Consider the following 13326-nt stretch of genomic DNA (forward strand, 5'->3'; position numbering starts at 1 on the left):
TCGAACCAATAAAATTGGGCCCAAACTCTGCATCTGCTCCGTAGTGAAAATAGGCGAAATATGTCGACCCTTTAAACACATTTGTTCTATATGTCGATAAAATGCGATAATATCGACACATGATATTCGATCCGCTTACACCCTATAACGCGCTGCCCACCCTGCCCCCACGCGCAGAGATTGAATCCAAAGCGATTCTGAAGGCGTGTATTACAGCCCGTGCTGCATTAGCCCAGCTCAAACAAGCGGGTGAATTGATTCCAAACCAGGCGGTGTTGATTAACAGTATTCCATTGCTTGAAGCGCAAGCAAGTTCAGAAATTGAAAATATTGTGACCACCACTGACCGGCTATTTCAGTTCGCCAATGAGCACGCACTCCAGGCTGACCCATCTACTAAAGAAGCTTTACGCTATCGTACAGCTCTGTATGAAGGCTTTCGGAGTTTGGCGCAACGACCTTTTAGCCTGGCAACCGCGGTTCAAGTGTGCCGCACCATCAAGGGCGTTGAATTAGATATTCGACGCACGCCAGGTACAGCGCTGATGAACGATAAGAACAGCACAGTGATTTATACACCGCCAGCAAGCGAGGCCGTGATTCGAGACAAATTAGCCAACTGGGAGCGATTTTTGCATGAATCGGATGAGATTGATCCGCTCATACGCATGGCCATCGGTCATTATCAATTTGAAGCCATTCACCCATTTATCGATGGCAACGGCCGCACAGGCCGCGTGCTGAATTTACTGTATTTAGTTGACCAGGGGTTACTCGAGATCCCAGTTCTATATTTATCGCGCGCCATCATTGCCGCTAAGGAGACGTACTACCGCCTCCTGCTTGCGGTCACCACTGAGCAACGCTGGCAAGAGTGGATTCTTTTTATGCTGGATGCAGTCACCCAAACGGCCCAATGGACAACCGATTTTATTAAATCAATCAGATCATTAATTGAAGAAACTGCCATTTTGATGCGCCGAGACACGCCACAAATTTATAGCCGCGAATTAACCGAGCTTATTTTTGTACAGCCTTATTGCCGCATTGCAAATGTAGTTGAGGCGGGCATTGCCCAAAGACAAACCGCCTCCATCTATCTCAAGCAGCTATGTAATATTGGCTTATTACAAGCCACCCAAGCCGGCCGAGAAAAGATTTTTATCAACCCCGCCTTCTTAAAGTTGCTAATCCAGCGTTAAGTAACTATCGTTTGCGCTTCACCTTCAGCCCGCTCACGAATCTTACCAATCAGCCAGGCTGCTTCACCTGAGGCGGCAAGCTCAGCTAGCGCCGCTTGCGCATTCTGTGCGGAGACCACCAGCACCATCCCAATGCCGCAATTGAATACACGGTGCATTTCGTCATCTGCCACGCCACCCCGCTCCGCTAACCAACTAAATAAAGGCGGCAACGGCCAAGCATGCTGATCTAGCTCAGCGCATAAAGGGTCCGCTAGCATCCGTGGAATATTTTCCAGCAGGCCACCACCCGTAATATGCGCGATACCTTTGACCGTTATTTTTTCAAGCAAAGCCAGCACCGGTTTGACATAAATACGCGTAGGCGCCATCAGTGCGTCAGCCAATGCACGGCCCTCCAGTTGATCGGCTAAATCAACTTGCTCTTGCTGGATAATCCGCCGCACCAACGAATAGCCATTTGCGTGGATACCGCTTGAGGCCAGGCCAAGCACAACATCGCCGGCCGCAATTGTATGACCATCAATGATTTTGCTTTTTTCAACCGCACCTACAGCAAAACCGGCTAAATCGTATTCGCCCACCGGGTACATTTCCGGCATTTCAGCCGTCTCGCCGCCAATTAAGGCACAGCCCGCGAGCTCGCACCCTGTCGCAATCCCTTGGATCACCGCCGCTGCGGTTTCAACATCAAGCTTGCCGCAAGCAAAATAGTCAAGGAAAAAAAGTGGCTCAGCCCCTTGTGCGAGAATATCATTCACGCTCATGGCAACCAAATCTTGCCCAATGGTGTCGTGCCGGTTGAGCTGGAAAGCCAATTTAAGCTTAGTGCCCACGCCATCCGTACCCGATACCAAAACGGGCTCTTGATATTTTTTGGGCACCTCAAACAGCCCGCCAAAGCCGCCAATGCCGGCCAATACACCGGAGCGCAGCGTGCGTTTAGCGAACGGTTTAATGCGTTCAACCAGCGCATCGCCAGCTTCTATATCAACGCCTGAGTCTTTATAAGTCAGGCCCGAGGGTTTAGCAAAATTTGATGAATTCATTCAATCCAACGCAACGGAAATAACCGTTTCGAGAAGTCCGGTAGAATACGGATTTTAACCGATGTTCCCGCTCCATAAATAACAGACTGTGGGTTTTATCTCTATTTTTTATTTTTTGCCTTTCTTTTATATTTGTGTCGCGCCAGTTATTGCTTGATTTCGGGGACCCGCCTAGCGCTACGTTTGATAATTTCATCACCGGCGCAAATACCGAGCTTGTGACACAGCTTACCGCACTGAATGAAGCGCTAGCGAATGGCCATGCCGCTGAGCGGGCTTTTTATCTATGGGGTGAAGCCGGGAATGGGCGGAGTCATTTACTGCATGCGCTATGCCACCGCGCAGGCCCGGGCCATGCTCGTCTTGCCGGACCGTGCGTGGACTTAGCTGTGTTTGAATTTGATCCAGCTGTAACCCTTTATGCAATCGATGATTGCGATATGCTCTCGCCCATCCAGCAAATTGCCGCCTTCAATTTGTTTAATGAGGTCAAGGCCCATACGCATTGCGCTTTGATCGCAACGGGCCAGATGCCTCCACGCTTACTCAAAGTACGCGAAGATTTGCGTACCCGGCTGGGCTGGGGGCTGGTATACCAGCTTATACCACTCGATGATGTGGGCAAAATAGCCGCCCTCGAGCGCGCCGCTCAAGCGCGCGGCATCGCCCTCGCGGCAGATGTGCTGCCTTATCTACTTGCGCACTTCAGACGTGATATGCAAACCTTAATCGGCTTGCTCGATGCGCTTGACCGTTTTTCTTTGGAACAACACCGACCCATCACCCTACCCTTACTCCGCGCCATGTTATCGAATCAAGAAACGACGGTGCTCACCGCAGCTCCGTGCTTCGAGTAAAATGCCGGTATGATGAACCTTGCTCTATTTGATCTTGACCATACGTTGCTACCAACAGATAGCGACTACGAATGGGGCCGCTTTGCGGTACGCCAGGGTTTAGTCGAGGCAACAGATTTTGAGCGTAAAAATGAACGCTTCTATGCAGACTACCAAGCAGGCCAGCTCGATATTGATGCCTATCTGCGTTATGCGCTCGCGCCGCTGACGCGATATTCGCGCGCGCAATTAGCCACCTGGCATGCTCAATTTATGCAAGAAGTCATTACCCCGCTACACCCGGCTGCCTTTGCCCTCATCCAGCGCCACCAGGCCGCTGGTGATATATGCTGTATTGTGACAGCAACCAATAGTTTCATTACAACGCCTATCGCTCGCGCCTTCGGCATTGATCATCTCATCGCACCTGAGCCCGCCACGATGAATGACGATCCGACTGCTGCGTATACAGGCGAAATTGATGGCTTGCCCAGTTATCGTGAAGGTAAAATCATACGTACTGAAGCTTGGCTACAGTCGCTCGATAAAAATTGGACAAGTTTTAAACAAAGCTATTTTTATAGTGATTCACACAACGACATTCCATTACTCGAAAAAGTCAGCACTCCGATTGCGACTAACCCAGATGACAAGCTGCGTGCTCATGCTCAATCGAAAGGCTGGCGTATTTTAGATTTATTCAAAACCTCGTGATTAGAAAATTTATTCGCAAACTATTGGGCCAAGCTGAATTGCCCGCATCCAATCGTGGCGCCAAACAAGCATCTCATAAAAAACCACCGGTGAGCGTACCGGCCCGTATCCATCAAATCGATTCTGCCTTGATCTCACGGCATGCGCTGCGCGTAACGAGTACCTTACAACAAGAAGGTTACAATGCATTTATTGTGGGCGGTGCAGTACGTGATTTGCTACTAGGCGTGGCGCCAAAAGATTTTGATGTGGCAACCGATGCCACGCCTGAACAAGTGCAAAAGCTATTTCGGCGAGCGCGCTTAATTGGGCGGCGCTTTCAAATTGTTCATGTCCCATTCGGGCAAGAAATTATTGAGGTCTCGACTTTCCGGGCCAGTTTAAGTGCATCCGCCGCTGCAACCCGTGCCCCTCTGCCTGCAGGCCAAAGCGCGCGTGCGCGGCGCGGCGAGTTAGACCATCGTCTACATGCAATCGATGCCAGCGGACGCGTTCTGCGCGACAATCTTTGGGGACAACAACACGAAGATGCGGCACGGCGCGATTTCACCATCAATGCGATGTACTATGATCCAGCGACGCAAACGGTGCTCGATTACCATCATGGCATGGCCGATATTCGCGCGCGGCTTTTACGCATGATTGGAGACCCCGTTACGCGCTATCGTGAAGATCCGGTGCGGATGTTGCGCGTGGTACGTTTTGCGGCAAAACTCGGCTTTGAAATTGAAGAAGCGACCGGCAAGCCGATTAGCTCCCTCGCCGAATTGCTCGGCAATGTGCCGAGCGCTCGGCTGTTTGATGAAACCCTCAAACTGCTGCTCTGCGGTCAAGCACTCGACTGTTTGCGCCAATTGCGCGCTACCGGGCTGCATGATGATTTATTGCCCATGCTCGATACCGCTTTTGAGCACCCACAAAGCGAAAAATTTATTACGCTTGCTCTCAGCAATACCGATGAGCGTATTCGCGCAGGTAAATATGTCTCCGCTAGTTTTCTATTCGCGGCCTTGTTATGGCATGAAGTACGCGAGCACTGGCAAAAGTATAAAGCCGCCAATGAGTACCCCATTCCTGCGCTCCATCGCGCAATGGATGAAACGCTCTATGCGCAGATGAAAAAATTGGCGATTCAACGGCGCCATCTCGGAGACATGAAAGAAATTTGGGGCTTGCAACCTCGCCTTGAAAAGCGCGGCAACAGCGCATTCAAGTTGCTGGAACACCCGCGTTTTAGAGCCGCTTATGATTTTTTGCTGTTGCGTTGTGAATCAGGTGAACTCGATCCTGCCTTGGCACAATGGTGGACGGCTTTTATCGCAGCGGATTCCGCCCAGCGCGAGGCCTTGCTCACAGAAAGCGGACCGGAATCCTCTCCCCGCCGCCGTAGACGACGTGGCCGTGCCAAGCCCAAAGAATCCCAGGATGCGGGCAAATCAACGCTTAACCCAGTGGAAAAATTGAGCTAAAAAAGCAAACTATGGCGATCGCTTATCTTGGTCTTGGCGCAAACCTTGGCAATGCATGTGAAACGCTACACGCTGCGATCAGCTGGCTGGCCCAGCAAGCAAATGTCACCCTGCGCGCCCGATCTAGCTTTTACCGCAGTGCGCCAGTCCAAGCCAGCGGCAATGATTATTACAACTGCGCGCTAGCGCTCGAAACCACGCTCTCGCCTTTCCAGTTACTCAGATTATGCGCAGCTGGCGAAGATTACTTTGGCCGCCTGCGCTCTTACCGTAATGCGCCGCGTACGCTGGATCTAGATATTCTGTTATACGACCAGCTTGCGATTGACACCGCCGATCTAATTATTCCACACCCGCGTTTGACTGAGCGCGCATTCGTGCTGCTGCCTTTACTTGAACTGGATGCCAACTTTGAAATTCCACAGCGCGGACGCGCCGATGCCTTTTTGCCAGCGGTCGCTGCGCAGCGCATTGATAAGATTTTAGACAAAGATTTGATCCAATTTGATGCGCTCGGCAGCGCTTTTTCTAGCTCAACTTTTATTGACAGACCCAATATGAACTATTTAGCAGAAACTTCACGTAAGGCGATTACTGTACCGCACCTGCAAATCATGCGCGGAAAAGAGGAGAAAATCGCTGCGCTAACTTGTTATGACGCCAGCTTCGCCGCCCTTCTCGATCAGGCCGGAGTCGACGTGTTACTGATTGGGGATTCTTTAGGCAATGTAATACAAGGCCATACCACTACGCTCCCCGTCACGGTCGCCGAACTCGCTTACCATACAGCTTGCGTTGCGCGCAGTCAGCCTAAGGCGCTCATCGTTGCTGATTTACCATTTGGTAGTTACGCTACGCCAACCGAGGCATTTGCCAACGCCGTTACCCTAATGCGCGCGGGCGCTCAGATGGTTAAGCTCGAAGGGGGGAAGTGGTTGAGTGATACCGTGCGGTTTCTGGTTGAACGCTCAATTCCAGTCTGCGCTCATATTGGCTTAACACCGCAATCAGTGCATACATTAGGCGGTTTTAAGGTACAAGGCAAAACCGGAGCCGCTGCTAAGCAATTGCTGAGCGATGCACAAGCGCTACAACAGGCGGGCGCCCAATTGTTAGTCATAGAAGCAGTGCCCACTGCGCTTGGCGCGCAATTAACGGACGCCCTGCTCATTCCTACGATTGGCATTGGAGCCGGCCCTAACTGCTCCGGACAAGTGCTCGTACTGTACGATTTGCTAGGGGTGTCTTCAGGCAAACGCCCGCGCTTTGCAAAAAATTTCGTCAGCGTGCAAGCGCAACAGGCCTCAAATCAGTCTATTTTGCAAGCGGCTGTCGAAACTTATGTACGCGAAGTTAAAATGGGCGTATTTCCAGCAGCCGAGCATACATTCTGAGCGAAGCAACCAGGCTGCCGACAAAAAACCCACTGCTGGGAGGCCTCAAGCAAAAATCTGGGGCGCTCCTACCGTTTGAGTTTTTTGACTAAAACTCAGTCTAATTTTAGATTAGATAAGAAAAGAAGCACGATCTTTGCCCACAATCCACTTAGGTGGCTTGCCACGACCTGACCAGGTTACACCGGTATTTGGATCACGATATTTAGGCGCAACAGGCATACGTACGCGCTGTTTATCCATCTTTGATTTTCTCAGATTAAGCTCTCTCTTACTTAAGCCAAGCTCATCGAGCGTAATGCCAAAGATAGCAATTTTTTTCTTTATTTCATCGATAACTGCAGCACATTCTCTAGCTTTAGCTTCTTCGATTTGTTTTTCCAATTTTGCTTGTTGTGCAAGCAACTCTTCATATGAAGACATAATAAATTCCTTCCCAAAGTTAAAATGTGAACGTCCAGACTTTTTATGAGTCCAGCTATTCAAGTTATTAATTAGGCGTTAATATACAGATTAATTCTGATTTTGCAAAGAAAAATGAATAATTTTTATTAATTTCTCTTTCAACGAACTTCGTATAATCCATCAACTGATTTTTTTGGGTAGCTTGAATCGCTTAACCAGCCATTTTTAATGCTGACTCCAAGCCCACATCTAAAAACCGTCTCCGTATCTAGACGATTGCGAAAGCGTTAATTAAGATTCACCAAAAATCGCCAACCCTTTGACTTCACGCAACGTTGCTATCTACTCGCTTATTATATCCATATGGCGGCATTATACCTCACATTATCTTCACCTGGCGCACAGGCAAACCATCTTACAAAAAAGTCACATCTTAACAGTTTCTAGTAGAGTCTTTTTTCCATTTTTGTAATTGTAGAGAGAAATAACGGGCGCTTTCAAATCCCCCTTTTCATCAAATCGCGTTTCGCCAATCACGCCTACGCGGTTGGTCGCAGGCATCTCCATCAAAATCTTTGCGGGATCAATTGAATTGGCACGCTTCATCGCCTCAACGATAATGTACACAGCCTCATAAGTAAATGGCGCATAAATCTGAATCGATGTCTCAAAACGCTTTAGATATTTTTTCTCAAACTCCGCGCCACCCGGCATTTTTTCCAATGCTATGCCAGCTTGCGAACAAATGACATTATCTGTCGCATCTTTCGCCAAATTGACTAAATTCTCAGTACAGACTCCATCACCCGCAAGTACTTTGGCCGTCATTTGAAGCTGCTTCGCTTGCCATGCGAACAGTCCGCCAGTCGCATCCATCCCACCATAAAAGATAGCATCTGGACGCAACTTCTTGATTTTGGTCAAAATAGCTCTGAAATCAGTTGCTTTATCATTGCTTGCCTCATGCAACAAAACGTGCAAACCTTCCTTATCTTGCGCGGCCTTTTTAAACTGATCGGCGAGTCCTTTGCCATAAGCAGTTGCATCATCAACCACTACGATCTTTTTTAATCCCGCACTTTGGGCATAGCGGGCCAGCGCAGGCCCTTGTTGAACATCTGTGGCAACTACGCGGTAAGTTGTTTTAAAACCTTGCTGGGTATATTGAGGGTTAGTTGAAGAAGGGGAAATTTGAACAAGTCCAGCATCGCTATAAATTCTAGAAGCCGGAATCGAAGTGCCTGAATTCAAATGCCCAACTACACCCACGACCTTATCGTCGACCAGTTTTTGCGCGGCTTGCGTGGCTTGGCGCGGGTCAGCGCCATCATCTTGCGCATCAAGTTGCAAGGTGACCGTCTTTTTGCCAATGACTAAACCTTTAGCATTAATCTCTTCAATGGCTAAACGCGCCCCATTTTCATTATCTTTGCCAAGGTGCGCAATACTGCCTGTGAGGGGGGCAACATGACCAATTTTGACCACCTGCTCCGCCGCCATCACAGGTAAAGCGATAGACAGCATGACAGCAGCACTGATGGGCAACATTTTTTGAAATTTATTGTGCATACAGAAGCTCCAGTTAGAAGTCAAAAACTCAGCGCTCTCTCTTACTCACTATGAAGTCTAATTTAAAGTCTGCGCAGTAAGTTAAACGCTTAAGAGGGTGAAGCAATATTTCAAGTCATTTAGAATCTATAGCGACTCAGTTATTGTTACTATTGTGACGCGCTCGCAATGGCAAAACGCCGCATAGTATAGTAGCTTTTTTTATGCTGCATTTGCAGATATAAGCTGATTCTCAGCTCAACCTTGAGTGGAAAGGATTATGTACCGCCTATCTCCTAAAATCCTGATGGCGTCCTTATGTAGCCTGCTTTTTTGGGGGGGCGCACTAGCTTGCGCTCAGCCCTCAACCCCGATCGTGCATTGGGAGCTACAGATTATCCAAGAAGGGCAGCAGGTGGCTAGCTTAGTCGGCCAGACCCCTCTCGGCCAATCGTATACTGAAACCAAACACTATCTAGGTCAACCGAAGATCGGTTGCAATCAGCCCGCGCTCGAATTATCCCGTACGATTACCGTCACGCCCGATAATTTGACCCCCAAAGCGGTGATGTTTACGCTTGAGACGCGCGAAACACTCGAAAAAATCACCTCAGCAGTCGTATCGAACTGTACTGCACCGGCCGCTCCTCGCGTCGTCAGCGCAAGCCATCCAGCCCTCATCGTACCTTTCGATAGCTGGACAAACTGGCAAATTCTCCCACACAACCCCACGCTCATTTATCGGTTGCGGGCCCACCTTAATCCTGCATGAAATCCCTATTTCCTTTACACACGGCTCCACGCGATCCGCATGAATTTGTTGCCGTAAGCTGGAATTTACACAAAGGCCGTTCGCCGCTTGGGTTTCAAACCTGGCAAGCCATGCGACGTTGGATGCAACGCATTCCTGCGGATGCCTATTTTTTACAAGAAGTCATGGCACAGCGCCGATCTACATCCAGCAACAAATCCAGAATTACAACTGCAGACGAAGATTGGCATTGCCACGCCACTGAAATATCCACCGCCTTACAACTGCATCTCGCACTTGGACCCAATGTGCACAAACCCTCCTGGCGACACGGCAATGCGATTCTTTCTTCTTCCCCCCTCACCCCCGGCGAACGCTGGGACATTTCTGCTCATCGCTTTGAGCAACGTGGGCTACTAGTAGCACGCACCATCGTTAACCAACGGCCCGTCATATTACTGTGCGTCCATCTTGCGCTGACCCGCGCCGCGCGTTTGCGGCAAATGGAATGGCTCGCGCATTGGATTGTCCGCGAGGCACCTAACGGCCCCCTGATTCTCGCCGGCGATTTTAATGACTGGAAAAGTGATTCGATTCCTATCTTTCAGGCACTAGGTCTATGCGAAGTCGCCATGACACTAGGACAAGCCGCCAAAACCTTTCCAGCTTTCTCGCCAGCTTTAGCGTTGGATAAAATGTTTGTGCGTGAATTTACGCCGATGGAGCTCATCCCCGCATCCAAAGCAGCCTGGTTATCAGATCACCTACCGTATATCGCGCGCTTGCGCCTGGCTCCCCCGACTCCCATACAGCAGAAAATAACGCTATAAAAACGCAGCATCAGGAACGAGAATCACTCTTATTTGCAATAAAGGGTAGAATGAAGGCTACCCTAATTAATAGGCTATGTGCTGTTACCTAAGACCGATTTATCATGAGCAATCTAACCCAGCAAACTGTATTAAGTATCCGCCATTGGACTGACACGCTTTTCAGCTTCACCTGTACACGTGATCCTTCTTTTCGTTTTGATAACGGCCAATTCACTCTAGTCGGACTTGAAGTTGACAATAAACCCCTCGTGCGCGCCTACAGCATGGCTAGCGCCAACTACGAAGAAAATTTAGAGTTCCTGTCAATCAAAGTACAGGATGGCCCGCTCACCTCACGCCTGCAACATCTGAAAATTGGCGATCCCGTTTATATCAGCAAAAAATCAACCGGCACTCTCGTGACGCACCATCTATTGCCTGGCTCTACTCTTTGGTTGCTATCAACCGGCACGGGGTTAGCTCCGTTCATGAGTATGATCAAAGACCCAGAGATCTATAGCAGCTATGAACGCATTGTGTTGACCCACACTTGCCGCTTTATTGATGAACTAGCCTATAAAGAATATATTACGCAGTCATTGCCGCAAAATGAACATATTGGTCAGTTGATTCGGGACCAACTCATCTATTACCCGACAGTTACTCGAGAGCCCTTTCTCAATCGCGGCCGAATCACAGATTTAATTCAAGACGGCAAGCTATTTGAGGATACAGATTTACCCTCGTTTTCAGTTGAGCGTGATCGCTTAATGTTATGCGGTAGCCCGCATATGCTCAAGGATACGCGGGCTCTACTGAAAACCATGGGGTTTATCGAAGGCACCCACTCGCAACCGGGGCATTATGTGGTTGAACGGGCATTTGTTGATTAAACTTAACTCTCTCTCGGAGCTCAATCATGTATGGCATTCATGTCCGCCGCGCGTTATATCAAACCCTCGCAGCGGCCGTATGGCTGCCGCTTACGGCTTTCGCCAATGAAAGCCGCCCTCTGCCCAGCGCGGTGAACGTTAGCTCCGTAGCGCAGACGATTGCTTGGCTGATTGCCGTGATTGGGCTTGCCTATGCGTGCGCCTGGGTGGCCCGCCGCTTTGGCGTGCGGCCATCGCTACGCCGCACCAGCTTAATTAAAGTCGTTAGCAGTACCGCTCTTACGCCAAAAGAAAAAGTGATGGTCGTTGAAATAGGCAGTACCTGGCTTGTGCTAGGTGTGGCAGGTGGCAATGTATGTACACTCCACACCATGCCCGCCGCCAGTGATCCGCCGGTTACCGTGAATTAGATCCAACCCAGAAACTTCCAATAGGTTTGCGAGAAAACCAATAACATCAGATAGCCCACCACCGTCACGACGAAACCCACCTTGGTAAATTGTCGCGTGGTAAAAGTATTGGTCGCTAAGCAAACCATATTTTGCGGAGCATTAATCGGCAAAACAAAACCGAAGCTTACGGAAAAGCCCAGCAGCATGGTCAAGCCAAGTCGATTAAAATCTCCTGGCAAGGTCTGCAATACAGCAATTAAGATTGGCAGCATCGCTGAAGTCAGCGCCGTCGCACTCGCAAACCCTAGATGGATCACGATTAAAAATAGACTCAGCACCGCGAATATCAGACCAGGACTCAACCCATCCATGCCCGTATGGTGCACGACTTGATCCCCAAGCCATTGACCTGCCTGCGTGGTTAACAAAGCCGTTCCTAGGCTAATGCCCACGCCAAATACAATCAAAGTTCCCCAAGGGGTCCGGGCTTCAAGCGTTTTCCAATCCATCACGCCGATCCGGGGCATCAGCAAAAGAGCAAGTCCGACAAAGGTGACTGAAGTCGTATCAAATGAGTGCAACTTACCTTCGGTCGACCAAAATGCAAGCAACGTCAACGAAACCAGCATTAAGCGCTTTTGGGCAGAAGTCATCGGCCCCAGCTCCGCCAATGCTCGGCGCACAGCATCCGCGCCCCCGGGAATCGACTCCGTTTCTGGCGGCAACATTTTGCGCACGATATACAACAGAACCACCGACATCACAATCGCCCACGGCAAACCGGCCAACAGCCATTCGCCCCAAGTTACGCGCTGCCCCAAAATCCGCTCCATAAAGCCGACCGTCAGTAAATTTTGGGCCGCCGCAGTTTGAATCCCAATATTCCAAATACTGATGCTTTGCGCCACCACAATCATAATGCCAGCAGCAATATTAGAGCGTCGGTCTAACCCAAAAGCAGACACGATCCCAAGCATAATTGGCACCATGCATGCTCCGCGCGCAGTAGCACTAGGCACGACTAAAGAAAGCACCGCCGTCACCAACACCGTGCCAAGCATGATGCGCTGCGTGCTGGCGCCAATTTTAGACAGCGTAACTAACGCGATGCGTTTATCAAAACCCGTAGAAGTCATGCCAGCGGAAATAAAAAGCGCCGCCGCCACAAGCGCCAACGCGCGATCGGAAAAACCCGCCAACGCCATTGATAGAGCACCGGCCGTACCATAAACCACGTCCGGATTGTCCACCCGCGGCGCAGTGCCAATCAAAAAAGCGATCAACACAGTAATTAATATCGCACTGACCTCATAGGTCACGGCCTCTGTAATCCAGACAATCACCGCAAACGCCAAGATAGCTAACATCCGCTGTCCGGCTAGCGACAGACCCGGTAAAGGTGGCATTAAAACCAGGCCGAGTAACACTATAGAGGCAACCATCAAGCCCAAGGAAATAGGAAAGGCCGACTTGTTAGGAGCGGCTACGGAAGATTTAGACATTCTGTTTCCTTTTTAAACCAAGCGTCACAATCAACGCCAAACTTGAAGCGCAATCTATTACTCTACACAGATGAATTTTATATCAGCTTATAATTTTTGAGTTTTTCGATGTCCACTTCATCATTTTCTGCGCAGCGTGCGTAGCAAAACCTCGCACACTGCTTAACTGCTTTCTACCTTTTTACGCATTTTCCACACGGATTCAACGCGTTTTCTATGCGCCCGTTTCCAGGATGAGCTGCTTTAATCGCCAAAATTGCGTTAAAATTCACCCTAAATGTGCCGGGGCGATTGCCTCATTTATAAAAAAATGATGCTCTAACGCCTCGACACAATAGAAGCCCGCCTAAGCCGTCTAA

At 49.6% G+C, this 13326-nt stretch carries 13 protein-coding genes and 1 pseudogene; 10 read left to right on the forward strand and 4 right to left on the reverse strand.

The features are described 5' to 3' along the window. Nucleotides 1–119 precede the first annotated feature (119 nt). Nucleotides 120–1202: a protein adenylyltransferase Fic gene (gene fic, locus MPB2EB_RS07815; protein WP_185181763.1), complete on the forward strand. Its 1083-nt coding sequence runs from the start codon at nt 120–122 to the stop codon at nt 1200–1202. Here the strand turns inward: fic and purM are convergent. Beyond that, nucleotides 1199–2251 carry a phosphoribosylformylglycinamidine cyclo-ligase gene (purM, locus tag MPB2EB_RS07820; protein WP_185181764.1) on the reverse strand — a complete coding sequence of 351 codons (1053 nt, stop codon included), beginning with the start codon at nt 2249–2251 and terminating at the stop codon, nt 1199–1201. The two genes, fic and purM, sit on opposite strands and share 4 nt — an antisense overlap. 128 nt (nt 2252–2379) lie before the next feature. Between purM and hda the strand changes: the two genes are divergently transcribed. The 5 genes and pseudogenes from hda to panB all read left to right on the forward strand — a co-directional run bounded on the left by hda (nt 2380) and on the right by panB (nt 6664). After that, the gene (hda, locus tag MPB2EB_RS07825) at nt 2380–3108 is read left to right on the forward strand and encodes a DnaA regulatory inactivator Hda (RefSeq protein ID WP_185182709.1); all 729 of its coding nucleotides are present in this window, start codon (nt 2380–2382) and stop codon (nt 3106–3108) included. Nucleotides 3109–3117: 9 nt separating this feature from the next. Beyond that, nucleotides 3118–3801: an HAD family phosphatase gene (locus tag MPB2EB_RS07830; RefSeq protein ID WP_185181765.1), complete on the forward strand. Its 684-nt coding sequence runs from the start codon at nt 3118–3120 to the stop codon at nt 3799–3801. After that, nucleotides 3798–5270, forward strand: a complete 1473-nt coding sequence (pcnB, locus tag MPB2EB_RS07835) for a polynucleotide adenylyltransferase PcnB (RefSeq protein ID WP_185181766.1) — start codon at nt 3798–3800, stop codon at nt 5268–5270. The genes MPB2EB_RS07830 and pcnB overlap by 4 nt, the downstream gene beginning before the upstream one ends. An 11-nt stretch (nt 5271–5281) precedes the next feature. Beyond that, nucleotides 5282–5662 (forward strand): annotated as a pseudogene (gene folK, locus MPB2EB_RS08545) (2-amino-4-hydroxy-6-hydroxymethyldihydropteridine diphosphokinase); the annotation flags it as partial. A 165-nt stretch (nt 5663–5827) separates the two neighbouring features. Next, on the forward strand, nt 5828–6664 hold the full coding sequence (panB, locus tag MPB2EB_RS08550) for a 3-methyl-2-oxobutanoate hydroxymethyltransferase (protein ID WP_232534523.1): 837 nt from the start codon (nt 5828–5830) through the stop codon (nt 6662–6664). Between the two features lie 111 nt (nt 6665–6775). Here panB and MPB2EB_RS07845 read toward each other — a convergent pair whose 3' ends face one another. Further along, entirely contained in the window at nt 6776–7087 is a 312-nt protein-coding gene (locus MPB2EB_RS07845) for an H-NS family nucleoid-associated regulatory protein (RefSeq protein ID WP_185181768.1), read from the reverse strand. A gap of 408 nt (nt 7088–7495) precedes the next feature. Further along, on the reverse strand, nt 7496–8638 hold the full coding sequence (locus tag MPB2EB_RS07850) for a branched-chain amino acid ABC transporter substrate-binding protein (protein WP_185181769.1): 1143 nt from the start codon (nt 8636–8638) through the stop codon (nt 7496–7498). 259 nt (nt 8639–8897) lie between these two features. On the opposite strand from MPB2EB_RS07850, the gene MPB2EB_RS07855 reads away from it, so the two are divergent. The 4 genes from MPB2EB_RS07855 (at nt 8898) to fliO (ending at nt 11483) form a co-directional block, all read left to right on the forward strand. Next, nucleotides 8898–9389 carry a hypothetical protein gene (locus tag MPB2EB_RS07855; RefSeq protein WP_185181770.1) on the forward strand — a complete coding sequence of 164 codons (492 nt, stop codon included), beginning with the start codon at nt 8898–8900 and terminating at the stop codon, nt 9387–9389. Next, on the forward strand, nt 9386–10198 hold the full coding sequence (locus MPB2EB_RS07860; protein ID WP_185181771.1) for an endonuclease/exonuclease/phosphatase family protein: 813 nt from the start codon (nt 9386–9388) through the stop codon (nt 10196–10198). The genes MPB2EB_RS07855 and MPB2EB_RS07860 overlap by 4 nt, the downstream gene beginning before the upstream one ends. A gap of 104 nt (nt 10199–10302) precedes the next feature. Further along, complete coding sequence (locus MPB2EB_RS07865) at nt 10303–11073, forward strand: ferredoxin--NADP reductase (RefSeq protein WP_185181772.1); 771 nt, start codon at nt 10303–10305, stop codon at nt 11071–11073. A gap of 26 nt (nt 11074–11099) precedes the next feature. Then, a complete protein-coding gene (gene fliO, locus MPB2EB_RS07870) occupies nt 11100–11483 on the forward strand; it encodes a flagellar biosynthetic protein FliO (RefSeq protein ID WP_185181773.1) in 384 nt (127 codons plus the stop codon). Here fliO and MPB2EB_RS07875 read toward each other — a convergent pair. After that, on the reverse strand, nt 11480–12967 hold the full coding sequence (locus tag MPB2EB_RS07875) for a DASS family sodium-coupled anion symporter (protein WP_185181774.1): 1488 nt from the start codon (nt 12965–12967) through the stop codon (nt 11480–11482). The genes fliO and MPB2EB_RS07875 overlap by 4 nt on opposite strands. Nucleotides 12968–13326 lie beyond the last annotated feature (359 nt).

The organism is Mycoavidus sp. B2-EB, from assembly GCF_014218255.1.
Lineage (GTDB): Bacteria > Pseudomonadota > Gammaproteobacteria > Burkholderiales > Burkholderiaceae > Mycoavidus.